This window comes from Paraniabella aurantiaca (assembly GCF_050309965.1).
GTDB lineage: Bacteria > Bacteroidota > Bacteroidia > Chitinophagales > Chitinophagaceae > Niabella.
Window position 1 is genome coordinate 354,763 of sequence record NZ_JBLOSY010000001.1, and the last position, 14,426, is coordinate 369,188.

General features: G+C 42.9%; 13 protein-coding genes. 9 read left to right on the forward strand and 4 right to left on the reverse strand.

Features of this window, described 5'->3' with window-relative positions; genetic code table 11:
* Nucleotides 1–43: 43 nt before the first annotated feature.
* Both ACLOAU_RS01535 and ACLOAU_RS01540 read left to right on the forward strand, forming a co-directional pair.
* Nucleotides 44–1,198 (forward strand): esterase-like activity of phytase family protein, encoded by a 1,155-nt coding sequence (locus ACLOAU_RS01535; RefSeq protein ID WP_427860061.1) that lies wholly within the window; start codon nt 44–46, stop codon nt 1,196–1,198.
* 112 nt (nt 1,199–1,310) lie between these two features.
* Nucleotides 1,311–1,883: a DUF4136 domain-containing protein gene (locus tag ACLOAU_RS01540; protein ID WP_427860062.1), complete on the forward strand. Its 573-nt coding sequence runs from the start codon at nt 1,311–1,313 to the stop codon at nt 1,881–1,883.
* Between the two features lie 82 nt (nt 1,884–1,965).
* Here the strand turns inward: ACLOAU_RS01540 and ACLOAU_RS01545 are convergent, their stop codons facing one another.
* Both ACLOAU_RS01545 and ACLOAU_RS01550 read right to left on the reverse strand, forming a co-directional pair.
* Nucleotides 1,966–2,316, reverse strand: a complete 351-nt coding sequence (locus ACLOAU_RS01545; protein ID WP_427860063.1) for a HopJ type III effector protein — start codon at nt 2,314–2,316, stop codon at nt 1,966–1,968.
* 24 nt (nt 2,317–2,340) lie between these two features.
* Nucleotides 2,341–2,997 carry a DUF3826 domain-containing protein gene (locus ACLOAU_RS01550; RefSeq protein ID WP_427860064.1) on the reverse strand — a complete coding sequence of 219 codons (657 nt, stop codon included), beginning with the start codon at nt 2,995–2,997 and terminating at the stop codon, nt 2,341–2,343.
* A gap of 215 nt (nt 2,998–3,212) precedes the next feature.
* Between ACLOAU_RS01550 and ACLOAU_RS01555 the strand changes: the two genes are divergently transcribed.
* The gene (locus ACLOAU_RS01555; RefSeq protein WP_427860065.1) at nt 3,213–4,214 is read left to right on the forward strand and encodes an SDR family oxidoreductase; all 1,002 of its coding nucleotides are present in this window, start codon (nt 3,213–3,215) and stop codon (nt 4,212–4,214) included.
* A 48-nt stretch (nt 4,215–4,262) separates the two neighbouring features.
* Here ACLOAU_RS01555 and ACLOAU_RS01560 read toward each other — a convergent pair whose 3' ends face one another.
* Complete coding sequence (locus tag ACLOAU_RS01560; protein ID WP_427860066.1) at nt 4,263–4,886, reverse strand: response regulator; 624 nt, start codon at nt 4,884–4,886, stop codon at nt 4,263–4,265.
* Nucleotides 4,879–6,759 carry an ATP-binding protein gene (locus tag ACLOAU_RS01565; RefSeq protein WP_427860067.1) on the reverse strand — a complete coding sequence of 627 codons (1,881 nt, stop codon included), beginning with the start codon at nt 6,757–6,759 and terminating at the stop codon, nt 4,879–4,881. Before ACLOAU_RS01565 ends, ACLOAU_RS01560 begins: the two co-directional genes overlap by 8 nt.
* Nucleotides 6,760–6,983: 224 nt before the next feature.
* Here ACLOAU_RS01565 and ACLOAU_RS01570 point away from each other — a divergent pair, with 224 nt between their 5' ends.
* The 6 genes from ACLOAU_RS01570 to ACLOAU_RS01595 all read left to right on the forward strand — a co-directional run bounded on the left by ACLOAU_RS01570 (nt 6,984) and on the right by ACLOAU_RS01595 (nt 14,426).
* Complete coding sequence (locus ACLOAU_RS01570) at nt 6,984–8,270, forward strand: IPT/TIG domain-containing protein (RefSeq protein ID WP_427860069.1); 1,287 nt, start codon at nt 6,984–6,986, stop codon at nt 8,268–8,270.
* 32 nt (nt 8,271–8,302) lie between these two features.
* On the forward strand, nt 8,303–10,414 hold the full coding sequence (locus ACLOAU_RS01575) for a tetratricopeptide repeat protein (RefSeq protein ID WP_427860071.1): 2,112 nt from the start codon (nt 8,303–8,305) through the stop codon (nt 10,412–10,414).
* A 94-nt stretch (nt 10,415–10,508) separates the two neighbouring features.
* Nucleotides 10,509–11,798, forward strand: coding sequence for a hypothetical protein (locus ACLOAU_RS01580; RefSeq protein ID WP_427860072.1), 1,290 nt, complete (start codon nt 10,509–10,511; stop codon nt 11,796–11,798).
* Between the two features lie 159 nt (nt 11,799–11,957).
* The gene (locus ACLOAU_RS01585; RefSeq protein ID WP_427860073.1) at nt 11,958–13,016 is read left to right on the forward strand and encodes a hypothetical protein; all 1,059 of its coding nucleotides are present in this window, start codon (nt 11,958–11,960) and stop codon (nt 13,014–13,016) included.
* A gap of 692 nt (nt 13,017–13,708) precedes the next feature.
* A complete protein-coding gene (locus ACLOAU_RS01590; protein ID WP_427860074.1) occupies nt 13,709–14,167 on the forward strand; it encodes a MaoC family dehydratase in 459 nt (152 codons plus the stop codon).
* A gap of 73 nt (nt 14,168–14,240) precedes the next feature.
* Nucleotides 14,241–14,426 (forward strand): hypothetical protein, encoded by a 186-nt coding sequence (locus tag ACLOAU_RS01595; protein ID WP_427860075.1) that lies wholly within the window; start codon nt 14,241–14,243, stop codon nt 14,424–14,426.

Here is a 14,426-nt window from a genome sequence, read left to right on the forward strand (position 1 = left end):
TATTTACCTGTTGATTCCATTAGCTTTGTTGAAAATATACTCCGTGCGTTATTTTATATCCGTTTTTACATTGAGTGTGGTTCTGTTAACTGGCTGCAGCACTTCTAAAAAAGCAGTTAAAACAAACGGCCAAACTGTACCGGTCTCATCCCTTAAATTTTTAGACGAATATGTTATCGCCCATGATCTGCGCCTGCAAAATACCTGGGTAGGAGGGTTATCGGGTATTGATTACGATGCCGCAGAAAATAAATATTTCATCATCTGCGATGAACGTTCGGCAACCAGCGCTGCACGATTTTATACGGCAGCTATTGATATCAACAATTACAAAATTGATTCGGTAAGATTTCTTTCGGTTGAAACCTTGAAGAATGCACAGAATGATACATTCCCTGCGCTTAAAATTTTGCCCGAACATGCTGCAGATCCCGAGTCGATCCGTTACAATAAAAAAACAAAAACACTGGTTTGGAGTAGCGAGGGCGATAAGGCCATTCGCAGTAATCGAATGGTTTACCAAAATCCCTGGATTTACGAAATGGACCTGAAAGGCCGGTTCAAAGACAGCTTCCTGATTCCCGCCAACCTGCATATGTATGTGGGCGATAGCGGAGCAAGAGAAAATGATGTTTTGGAGGGATTGAGCTTTTCGCCGGATTATCGGCACCTGTGGGCCAGTATGGAAGGCGCTATTCACGAAGATGGGCCTCTGGCCTCCGCTACTTACGCCAACGCACCGGTTCGCTTCACCAGGTTTGATGTAAAAACTAAAAAAGCAATGGGGCAATATGGCTATTTATTGGATGCAATAGCGGCAGAACCTATCCCCAACACAGCTTTTAGCGTTAACGGGATACCTGAAATATTAAATATAGGGGAGAACCGGTTTTTAGTGTTGGAGCGCTCATTTTCTACAGGTGTGGAGAATTGTGTGATCAAAATATACCTGGCTGATTTTTCAAAAGCAACGGATGTAAGTACCACAAAGAGTTTGTATCAAAACACAACATATACACCAGCTACCAAAAAGCTGCTATTCAATTTTAATTCCCTCGAAAGATATATTGATAATGTAGAGGGTATTACCTTGGGGCCGCTACTTCCTAATGGCCACCGGTCCCTGATTTTAGTGGCAGATAATAATTTCAATATTAAAGAAAAGCAACAGGTTTTTTTGTTTGAAATAATACCTTAAACTTTCCTTAAAGTACGCCCAGTTTTCATTTTTCTTTCACAATTTTTTTGCATTACAACTGTAATCATTTTAGCTGTTTTTGCGTCTAATAGGTGTAACAATACTTTAGAAGATGAAAAGAATAGCGCTGTTGGGTATAGTTGCAATAATAGCTCTTATCGTTTCTGGTTGTGGTCCTACAGCACATATAGAAAAAGCCAGGAACGTAAATTTTGGTAATTATCAAACCTTTGCCTGGGCGCAGAAAAATGAAAAGGGATCTAGGGCTGGAATAGCGGAACAGCGTATAAAAGACGCGGTAAGTGCAGAGCTGGCCAGAACGCAGGGATGGAAGGAAGTAAAGCGTAACCCCGATGTAATATTGAGTTATGATGTACTGGTTGAGAAGGGAACAAAGGTAGCTTCGGAGCCCATGTATTCATGGGGAGGATTCAGAACTTTTTATAATCCCTATGCCAGGAGGTTTTACAGGGTTTATTATCCGCAAAGGTTTGTAGGCTACGATAATTATAACGTGCCTACAAGGGAGGGAACGATAAGCATTACAATGGTAGATGCCCAAAGCGATAAAACAATATTACAGGGATGGGCAACTGACGAATTAAACGACCGGAGAATAACATCCCGCGAGGTAGACCGGATCGTAAATGCCATCTTTAAAAAATGGCGGGAAGAGAAAGTGTAATAAAGAGAGAGTAGTTTGGTTTGGTAGTTATAAGCAAGAGCCCCCGTTTTCGGGGGCTTTGCTATTTTATGTAGGATGTTTATTACTTTTCGTTAAGTGCTTCGCTTTCGAAGTGCACGCCCTCCCATCCGGATTGCATAAACTGCCTGATGTTTTGGTGATTAACGGAGTTGGGTGTTGCTACAACATCATTGTAATGTTCAGCAAACAGCTTCAGCGTGTCCGTTTCAGATAATTTGTTTAACTGTGCAAAGCGCAAAACCTTTGCGCTGCCCTGGTTTTCCTTAGCTGCATTCAGCTGTTCCCCGTTTCTAAAAGCTGCCGGTGTATGGGTGTAGTATGCTTCAATAAATTGAAGTACATCAGCAAATTTAATTTCCTTGTTATTGAGTTGTGATAAGAGTTGGTCTATTGCCTGCTGTTGTATGGCCATACTTGTAGTATTTTATTTAAATAATTATCGGGTTTTATTGCTGCGCGTTTCAAGCTCCTCCGTGGCTTTATGTAAATCATAACCTGCGGCTGCCAGGTAGTTATTGGCCCGGCCACGGAATTTAATAAACCACTCCACCCGGTTTTGAGCAGTGGCGGCATTCATCGCGTTTTCCCTTGCTTCTTTCAAATAGGCAGTTACCTGCATTTTTTGTTGTTCCGACAGGTTGGGTAACAGCGCCAGATAATGATTATACTCACGCTGCAATCCGCCCTCCGTCATCAGGTCTTTCAGCCTTTCTGTTTCATCAGGGGTAAGCAAATTAGATAATTTACCTAAAAAAGCCGCATATAATTTATTTAGCTGTCCGTTGGCTGCATCCCATGCGGCTCTGGCTCTGCTATCGGCCAGTTCTTCGGTAGTATTTTTTTCGGCATCATCCATAGATTTTCTACGCTCGTCAAAAATAAGTTGCAATGCGTTCAGGTGATGGTTTAACAGGTTATACACTTGTTCACGTTTTACTGTATCGCTTATTCTTAATTGATGGGTCAATTGAAGCGAGCGGGCTTCGTTGTTTATATTCCTATTAGCAACTGTAGTAACCGGCTTATTGTTCTGGCTCATGGAAACTTGTGAAGCGCTCAATGCGAAAAGTAGCAGGCAGAAATATTTTTTCATATTATGTTATTGGTACTATCTTCTTTAGTGGAAGATGCAAATCGTTTTTTGAATAGAGAAACGAATTTATTTGAAAACTCTATTTAGCTGTCTCTACAGGTTGACTTTATATCAGGTAGTAAAAAAGTACATGTATAGCGCATCATAACAAGGCGGACGTTTCGGGCCATGGTATAAAGTTTGTCTCAAAAAAAGGGAAAATAAACTTTACACCAATGATCAACAAAAATTGGATATCCCGGAGAAAGGCTATTGTGAGTGTGGGTACGGGCGTAGCTGCAATGGCTATGCCTGCTGCATGGGCGGATGAGGGAGCGCCCTCTCAGCATTTTATATTAAGCCTCGAAGACCCCCGGTCTAAATATCCCAACCCCCCGTTTAAGGAGCAGCACCAGGACTGGCCTGCGTTGGCTAATAAGATGGAACCCAGACCCGATCACGGCGAAAAGTCTTATAAAGGGTCGGGGCGACTGGCTGGTAGAAAGGCTTTGATAGCCGGCGGAGATTCAGGCATGGGGCGTGCTGCGGCTATTGCTTACGCAAGGGAAGGAGCCGATGTAGCGATTAACTACCTGCCGGCAGAAGAAAGCGATGCAAAGGAGGTAATTGAATTGATTCGTAAGGAAGGGAGGCTTGCGGTGGCTATTCCGGGCGACTTGCGCAGTGAGGATTTTTGTACACAGTTGGTGGCAAAAGCGGTACAGGAGTTGGGAGGGTTAGATATCCTTGTAAGTAATGCCGCACGCCAGCAATCGCATGAATCTATCGGGGATATTACTACCGAACAGTTCGACTGGACGATGAAGACTAATATCTATGCACCCTTTTGGCTCATAAAAGCAGCAGTGCCGCATCTAAAGCCTGGTGCCTGCATTATTGCCACTACATCGGTGCAGGCAGAAGATCCTTCGCCCGAGCTCTTTGATTATGCCATCACCAAGGCGGCCACAACCAATTTCGTCCGGTCGTTAGCCAGGCAGCTGGGGCCAAAAGGTATACGGGTAAACGGTGTTGCACCCGGGCCTATATGGACGCCATTACAATTAGGCGGAGGCTCCAAACAGGAAAAATTAAAAACATTTGGAGAAGGCACACCATTAGGCCGCCCGGGACAACCGGCAGAGTTGGCTTCTATTTATGTCCAGCTAGCAGCAAGTGATGCCAGCTATGCCAACGGGCAAATATACGGCGCGGCAGGAGGAGGCGGGCATCCATAAAAAGAACCGGCACAGGGCAGAGACTTATAATCTTTTTTGGGTTCCTTATTATACTAAATTATGCCTTGCCGCCAGCTTTATTAAGGCAGCTGTATTGTTGACTCCAAATTTGGTAAGCAGGTTTTTCCGGTGGCTGTCTACGGTGTGCATACTCAGATATAGCTGTTCAGCTATTTGGGGATTGGTCTTTCCGTCGGCAATAAGCTGCAATACTTCTTTTTCCCTGCTGCTTATTACCGGTATGTTTTTTATTTCCTGCTGCTCCGTTTGTGTCATGTTAATATCTGAGCTTATGTATAAATGCCCTTCGTACACAGAAAGAATGGCTTCTTCAATTTCCTCCTTCGATGCGCTTTTAACTAAATAGCCCGATGCTCCCTGTTGTATCATTTGAGAAATATAGCTGCGTTCCTTAAAAGTACTCATCGCTATAATTTTTACTTCGGGAAATTCTTTCTTTATTTTTTCGGTAAGTTCTATTCCGCTTACTTCGGGCATATTAATATCGGTGAACACAATGGCGGGTTCTTCTTTTTTTATTGCTTCCATAGCCTCGTATGCATTTGGTACAATACCGGTAAGCGCCACAAAATTAATGAGTGTCAGCATAGACCGCATGCCCTCCAATACCATGGGATGATCATCCACCACTAGTACTTTTATTTTATCCATTGTTATTGATTGTGCAATCGATGTGAACAGAAGTACCTTTGCCGGGTGATGATTGTATATCCATTTGCCCGTGAAGGTAATGTACTCTTGATTGTATATTGTGCAGGCCGGCTGATTTTAAAGAGCCTGATCGCTCTGTTTCAAATCCTTTTCCATTGTCTTCCACGGTAATGCTGAGGTTACTGTCCTGCCTTATTACCTGCGCCAAAATGGTTGTCGCTCCCGAATGTTTCACCGCATTATTCACCAGCTCCTGTACAATGCGGTATACTACAATCTCCACCGATGCCTCCATACGCTGTTCCAACCCGTAAAATTCAGTATTGATGGTAAAGGGTTGTGATTCGCTTAAACTATCGCAATAATCCTGCAAAGCCTGTTGGAGGCCTAGCTTCATTAATGCTTCCGGCATCATATTATGCGCCACACGCCTCATTTCGCTGATGGACTCATCGAGCTTGTTTAATGCGTTATTAAATGTGCGGCCATGCTCCTCGGTTAAAATAAGATTTCCTTTCATAGCGCCTAATTGAAGTTTAACGCCACTAAGCAGGCCTCCAAGTCCGTCGTGCAGATCTTTCGCAAGGCGGCTGCGTTCATCTTCCTGGCCTTTAAGCAGGGATTGAGTGGCTAATAATTGTTTTTCTGTTTCTAATTCGTTGATACGATGCTGTTGTATCTTTCGCCTGTTTCTATAATTCCGGTAGGATAATAGTAGTATAACGACAAGAGCCAAAGCGCCGCCAATGAGAAAATAGTTAAGTATGTTTTTTTGCCTGATGGTAGCCTGCTGTAGTTTTATCTGCGTTTCTATTTTCCCGGTTTCATATAGGTTTCGCATTGCTGCATCCTTTTCAGCCACTCCGTCCGTGAATATTTTATTATTAATTTCTTCCGCCAGTTTAGCATATTCAATAGAACCTGAAATATCATGCCTCGCTGCACTAATGATGGACAGGTGGTTCAAAATCTGTGCTTCGTGTTCCAGGAGCTTATTTTCACGGGCTATTTTTAAGGCAGCCAGCGTTTCTTCATTTGCTTTATTATATTCCCTGATTAGCATATAGTACAAACCAAGGTTATAATGAGAGGTACAGATGCCGGAAGCATTCGCTGTTTCTACGCTCAATGACATCGTTTTGTCAGCGTATTTTTTTATGTCATTGTATCTGTTCTCATTCAGGGCTATATCTATTTTCCCTTCGTAACAGATCGTTTCATTAATTTTATCTTGTCGCTGGCGGGCCAAAAGAATAGCTTCATCATAGTGATCTTCAGCTTTGGCATATTGTTTCATATCGGCATAACAGTGTCCCATATTTTCAAGAAGCACAATTAATATTCCTTCCGATTTATTTTTTCGGGCAAGCGCTATTCCTGTTAATCCGTATCCAACTGACTTGTCATACTGCTTTAATTTGTAATAGGTGGATTGCAATCCACCATATAAATTAGCTTCTATATTATCGTAGCCCTTTCCTTCCAATATTTTAAGGGCCCTGAAAGTATGATCAATACTTTTTTCATAATCTCCCAGATACTTGTAGCCCTCACCCATATTGTACAGGGAAACGCCCATATTAAATACGTCTTTCTTTTTTTCTGCCATCTCATACACCAATTTGTTATAGTGCATCAATGAATCATATCGGGATTGAAGCGTAAAAATATAGGCCAGGTTTCGGTAAGCACTCATGATCCCTTTTTCATAGCCCGATTTAATACTTATGGTTACCGCCTGTCTGCTATAAGAGATGGCTTTTTCAGGGTCATTATTTTCATATGCATCAGATAATACAAGCAGTGCTTTTATTTTAATGCTGTCTTCCCTTGCTGACCTGGCTATTTGCATCAGGCTGTCTGTATTCGGCATTTCTTGTGCTGAAGCATTAAAAAAAAATGATAGCTGCAGTAGAGGCATCCATTTTTTTATACTATAAAATAAACCTGTGCGCATTAGTCTACAAATTAATGAATTTGTCCGGCAAAAAGTTATCCCCCGTTCGGGGGATTCTTCGTCTCCGAATTTTGGCTTTTTCAGGCGATTGCTTCACCGCTTTTCATGCTCCATCTTTACACTCGCAAACATTACCAAAAATGAAAAAGATAATTCCGCTGCTGATGATTGGCTTTTGTGCCTGCACCTTCTTTGTTTCATCTTGCAGTAAAAACACTGACGCACCTGCGCCTGCTCAAGGTCTTGTTGTAAATGCTCTTTCAGCCGTAACCGTGCATTATGGCGATGTGCTTACCATCAATGGCAGCAATTTTAATACTACCGCAGCTAACAATACTGTTACCATAAACGGGGTGCCGGCGCCGGTACTTGCTGTATCTGCTGCTGCTATTACAGTAAGTGTACCTGCCGTAGGTAATACAAGCGGCGAGGTGTTAATAAAGTCGGGCAGCGCAACCGCAAATGGAGGCACCGTTACTTATGTGCCCGATGTATATGTTGCCGGCTACGAAAACAATGCGGCCAATATTAGTGTAGCCAGGTACTGGAAAAACGGAACGCCGGTGGCATTGGGTACAACCGGTTTGCCTTCAGCTGCCCGATCGGTGGTTGTAAATGGCAGCGATGTATATGTAGCAGGATATGAGAATAATGCGAACGGAAAAGCGGTTGCCAAATATTGGAAAAACGGGAAGGCAGTGGAGCTAGGCGATGGTGCTACCAACACCTTAGCAGTATCCGTTTTTGTAAGCGGTAATGATGTATATACAGCCGGGCATGAACTGGTTCCCGTAAATAATACCACGGTGGCGCTTGCCAAATATTGGAAAAACGGCACACCCGTAACATTAGGTAGTGCCGGTACCGCTTCATTTGCCCGAAGCATTGTTGTAAATGGCAACGATGTATACGTGGCGGGATATGAAAATAATGCGAATGGAAAAAATGTAGCCAAATACTGGAAAAACGGAAACCCCGTAACACTTTCTGATGGCACAAACACTACATATGCTCAGGCCATTGCTGTAAATAATAATGATGTGTATGTGGCCGGATATGAACTTTATAGTAATGGCAGCTCTACCTTACGGTGTTGGAAAAATGGAACGGCGGTACAGTCTGAAACCGGTAATACTGCTGCTTTTGGACTGTTTGTAAAAGGCAATGATATGTATTGCGCAGGATTGGAAGTTGTCAATAATAAAAACATTGCCAAATATTGGAAAAACGGAACGGCAACAACCTTATCCGATGCCAGCCTGGTTTTTACAGCCACTTCCATTGCAACATTTGGAAATGATATATATGTATCGGGCATTGAAGGCGGCGGTGCCGGTAACAGGTCGGTATACTGGAAAAATGGTACACAAACCAACATAACGGACGGCACCAAAGCTTCACAGTCCTGGGGAATTTATGTTCGATAGCAATTGATCATTTAACAATAAATATTTTAGGAATGAAAAAGGTAATCTGGCAGTTTTTATTCTTTTCACTTGTTATCCCGGCTTTTGCCCAAAAACCTTCTAAAGAGCAAATGGAAAAGGATAGGAAGGCCTATGCCGAGGCACAGAAAAAATTGAATGAGCAGCTGTCTAAAATGAGTCCCGAAGCCAGGAGGATGTACGATAGCATGACCGGGAGTGTAGGCATGGGGCAGAAAATAAAAGACGCTGAATCCAAAATTAATAATAACCCTGCTACCGTAAAAAATGGAATTATTTCCAATGGCATTATCCCGGTCAAAAATAGTAAAGGTATTGCGTCTATTGTCGCCACACCTTCCACCGCTAATATGAGCGCCTTTATAGGTACAACCAGCAATAGTACTTTTTCAGCCGTATTACCCGCTGCTAAAAACAAGGCAAATGATATTTACAAAGCACTAAAAAATAAAAACGCAGATACAAATGAAATGGGTAGTGCAGCCACCGTGCTGTGGATGCAGGGACGCATACAAATTGCCCTGAGTTTAATGGCGCAGGTGTGTAAAGATGATGCAGGTAATACCGACAACCTCAACAACTATGCAGCTATGCTCACTATGATGGGAGCTCCTGAGCTGGCCATTCCCATTTTAAACAACCTGAACGCCCGGTTTAAAAAGAACAGCACTATCCTCAACAACCTGGGGCAGGCTTGGTTTGCGCTGGGAGATATGGGGCAATCAAAAAAATATTTAGATAGTACATTGATGGTAGCTGCTGCTCATGCACAAGCCAACGAAACGCTATGTCTTATTGAAGAAAATAAAGGCAATAAAACTGCTGCAACCAGCCATGCCAAAACTGCATTTAAACAAGGCGCAACGGCTGCAAGAAAAGATAAACTGGCACAATTAGGCTATAAAATCGGTTCTGGGGATTACAACAATTTTCCACCGGCCAACAAAAGCGATGATTTGTTGAATCTGGGTAATTTTTCCCCCATGGAATTTCCTAAATCGTATGCGGCAATGAAAGCTTACGAAGAGCAGCGAAAGCAATTTTTAGTTGAGATAAGCCAGGCGATGCAACCATTGCAAAAACTAGCGGAAGAATCGAATAAGGAAATGGTGAAACGGCTGCAAGATCAGCAAAAACAATTTATGAATGCCAGCAGCAAAGCATTGGCTAACCCTGGTTCGGTAAGCCAAAGTAGTGCCTTGCAAATTGTAGGCGCACCCATGTTCTCGGAAGAAATGAATGCAAGGGAAAATAGGGTACTGCAAAACCTTCAGCGAAAAAAAGATGACGTGTTGCAAAAAATGGCTGCTTTTATGAAAGGCGATGGCGCAGTATATAAGAAGGAATATGAAGCTGCTATGAATAAGATTAACGAGCGGTGGAAAAATGTGGGCCAGGGCGGAACAGAAAATAATGATGTGCTATGCAGCGAATCGGTAAAAACGGTAGATACCTACCTGGCTGCGTATAATACAAAGTATGAGGATTTATATAATGAGTATTTAATAGTGCAAAAGCAGTTTTTAAATGAAATGGCGTATGCATCGCTTTATACAACCTATCCTGAATTGCTTCCCGGTATTATTGCCGGTTTAAAAAAACAATGGTTGAGCGACCTGTCTTTTAAAGCTGAAGTGTTAGGTGTAACTTACGGGTGCACAGGAGCCGGTAAAATAAAAGGAGGCAAACTAACCGCTTTTAAAGACCCGAATTGCACTATTAATAGTGATTTTGGTGCACAATTAGGCATCGTGAATGTGGGCTTCAATATACACCTGGATTGTAGCGGGTTGAAAACATCTATTAATGCAGCAGCGTTGGGCTTAACACTGAACCAGGATTTAGACCATGCCGGCTTTGGAGATTCATTTAAAAGCTGCACGGTGAGCATAGGCCCTAAAGCAAGCGTTGGCGGTAAAGTAGGTCCGCTGCAAGCCAATGTAAGCGCAGGCGTGGGCGCTGATATTGAAATAGATCGCAATGGTATTTCTGATGTGGTAGTAAAAGGAGGTGTGGAGGCAGAAGCAGGTATCGGGCCTGCCAGCGGAAGCGCGGGGGCGGAAGTAAGCATCAGCCTTAACACCGGGGCAGGGTCGGTACAAGGTACCGGCATATTTGGTAAATAAATCTGGTCTGACGGTCTCCGTCTGACCCGGCAGTGCACAAAGTTGCCTGCCTGCCGACAGGCGCCCGGTCATTAAAAACATAAAATATATACGGATGAAATTATATGCTATTAGTTTTGCGCTATTGTTGTGCTTTCAAAATTTAACGGCACAAACCAAAGGAAAAATAATTGCGCCACAAGTGCCCTGCAACGGAACTGCCGATGCTGTGGAAGGTATTTATACCGACCATACCAATCCCAAATATGGATCACTCAATTTAAAGGGCACTGCAGCCGAAAAAGCTGCAATGATGAAAAACCTCGTTGTTATTGAAAAACTGGAGGAAGCAAGCCGCAGGGATTTTAAATTGACGGGATGTGCCGCCAGGGTAAGTTTTGCAACATGGGGCAGCAGCGATTATGGAAAAAATGCCTACGCCAGGTACGGTTACCAGTTGGGTGTTTACCAATACGTTTGCCACGTTACCGAGCATATACCTAAAATAGTAGATGAATACCGAACTGTATTCCGGGTAGATATGAATCCCTCCATTTTTACGGGGACCAAAGCTGGCGGAACAGGCGAATTTACCATCAACGGCCAGATCCGTTACGAGATACCGGTAGAAGCCAGGAGCGGAGCCAACTTTGAGCATGATAAGAAAAATAGTCCCAGCAGGGTATCGCAATACATTTCAGAATCGGATATGCTCGCCAACCGTTCCACTGACTATAAAAATAAACATGCTGATTTTTTAAAAATCATTAATGGTGACGGTTATGTTGAAAACTGGATGAGGGGAAGCCAATATGACAAGCGTGGCCCCGATTCGTATACCTGGGTTGACAGGCATTACCTCATAACCAAACCGGGTGTGCCCTTATTGGTTCCCGTAAGCAGGAAACAATACCTGGAGGATATGCTGGAATACCTCGAAATAGAAAAAGCCAATTTCCTGTATAGCCACGCCAAAATGGTAAAGGATTATGCGAATGAAACTGCTGATTGGGCTAAAAAGAAAATGGTTTTGCTGGAACAGGATAGAGATGCCTATCCCAAAATATATGAAGCCAAAAAAGCAAAACTGAAAGGGTTACTGGCTACCCAAAAGCCGGAGTGGTTGCAGCAGCCGGCAGTGGTCGATAATAATAACAGGACCTATGAAGCCTATAAACGCCTGGAAAGTCTGGGTAAATTTTATGATGCCGAAGATGAATACATCTCTGCTTTGTATGTTTTAAATCCCCGGTATTTTGCTGCTGGTAATAGCCAGTCTACCCAACCCATCTTTATGGAGGTTCAATTTCGTTATGAGACTGGTAAGGATAGCGGATTCTCTACAAGGCTCTTCAACAATTTTTTGAAAAATTTTGATAGGGAAGCTTTGAGGAAAATGCTTTAATGATCGTACGAAATTATTCGCTTAATAATGGCAGCCAAACATTATAGCTGTCAACTGTCAACCAGCAAAAACGGCGCAAAGGCAAATGCAAAAAAGAAAGCGCGACCAGCAGCTGTATCTGCGATGCGACATTATATTGATAAAATAATAAAACTTAAAATGAAACTTTTCAATACACTATTGATGCTACACAGCCTCATCCTGGTGAGTTGTCCTGTCCTTGCTCAAAAGCAAAATTTTGATGTTGTTTCCTTCAGCGTACCCGCCGGCTGGCAGCAACAACAAAATGAGGGTGGCATACAACTATCGGTTACCGATCAAAAAACCGGCGCTTATGCAGTGGCGCTTATTACAAAAGCTACTGCATCCGGTACAACTGCCAATCAGAATTTTAAAACGGACTGGCAGAAGCTGGTAAAAGCTTCGGTACAGGTAAGTGCCGAACCCACCATGCTGGAGCCTGCCAAAGAAAATGGCTGGGAAATTATTTCAGGAACGGCTAATTATACCGATGGCCCACAAAAAGGGTTGGCAACATTGCTTACTGCAACCGGTGGTGGGCAAATGGCCAGTGTAGTATTAATGACCAATTCAGATCAGTATCAAAATGAATTACTGGCTTTTATTAATTCTTTAGAGCTAACAAAATCCGCTTCAACACTTATAAATAACCCGACAGCGGCGCCAGTAAAGGAACACAGCAATGCATCCATACTGGGGTTGTGGGTTCGTTATACCATCGAAACAAGTGGCTACTCCAATGGATTGGCACAACCATCCGGCGGATATTTTAGAAAAGAGTATACTTTTTTTAAGGATGGCACCTATTTATTTCGTATGAAGAACTGGGCCGTATATGTGAAAGAGATACAGTACGTTTATGAAACAGGTTCATGGAAGTTGGATGGTGATCAACTTACCGTTACACCCCGACAAGGGAAGGGGGGATGGTGGAGTAAATCGGCCAGTGGCCGTACCAATGAATGGGGTAGTTTGGTTAAAAGCGGTAACTGGAAATTAGAACCGGTAACCTATACATTCAAGCTGCATTATTATTCCGGATCGAATGAAACCCATCTTATCCTGCAGTCAGCTTCGCCAACTGAAAGGGAGGGAGAGCAGGAAAACCATACACTTAGTTTTGCTCCCCGCGAAATAGGAAAGTCTCTTATTGATAATCCGCCGGGAGTAAAAACGGGCTTTGAAAACAAGCGCTGATTTCCTGTTACAAAACTTTATGGCCAGCCTGCAAGGGTGATAAAACGGGTAGATGCTTTTTATTTGGGATAAGCCTTCCCGTCTTCGTGACTCCTTCTTGCCGCCTTGGTTCGGTGTTTTCACCAATCAACGGCCTTGTTGGTACTTTCTTTGTGTTTCTTTATGCCTTCCTGTCTTCGTGGCTCCTTCTTGCCGCGTTTTCTTCATCTTTACTCTCAAGTTTGTTAACGATCTCTGCAACCCGGGTTTAATTGCCTGTATTTTTATAATAAACCGGCATCAATTATATTTAAATGCATCCGACTGGTTTGTGAGACACAAACCTCAGCATAGCCCTGGCCAGTGTCTCCACTGGCTGGAAGGGGAGGGTAAACTATATAGCTGGCTTCCCGTAGTGTGTAGGAGGCAAATTCAATCAGGGTGATTATCATCCCGGCAGTTGGGGAGTGGGGTTACATGCATACAACAAACACTCCCGTTTCGTAAATTAAACTCCAAAAAGATCTGTTAACTAATCATAGCAAACATTGAAATAGCCCGGTTTGATCAGGAATACTTATTTTAGAGATCACAAATCGAAAATATCAATAGGTCAATGCACACTACAATTCAACTGGTAATACAAATGCCAGCCAATTGGTAACGTACCCGGTAAAAGCGGGTAGCTGGTGCTGTTCATTAAAAAAATATTTATGCTGGTAATTAACAACTTTGAGGAGTATAAATCATATTTGGGTAGAGAGCTGGGTTTCTCTAACTGGCATAAAATAGATCAAACTCAAATTAACAGGTTTGCGGATGCCACATTGGATCACCAATGGATTCATGTTGACAGGGAAAGGGCTGAAAAGGAAGGCCCATTTAAAGTTACAATTGCACATGGTTATTTAACATTGTCATTAATTCCATATTTATGGAAACAGATTGCTGATGTCCGCAATCTTAAAATGGAAATTAACTACGGTATAGAGAGTCTAAAATTTGGCCAGCCCGTTTTGGTCGACGACGAAGTTCAGTTAAAGGCTAAGCTTAAATCGATAATTGACCTAAGGGGAACCACAAAAGTTGTTATAGAGGCAACTCTCAGTATCAAAAATCAAACAAAACCCGCCTATGTGGGTGATGTAGTATTTTTATACCACTTTCAATAGCTCAAACGCCGGGGCACAAGGTGCTGGCGAGCATGTGCACTAAAAAATAAAGAGGCCGTATCAAACGCCCGCAATGGTTATTTCAACTAAAGAATTTGCCATCAAAAATCAATGGGGCCTGACAAAAAGAATCGTTATTTTGAGCGGAGCGCAGCGGAGATCGAAAGATATCCTGAACGGAGCAGATCACTCGACAACTTCGATCAGGATCGGGATCCGAATGACGGTTAAAATAGCCCCTTTTATTATCAGCAAATAG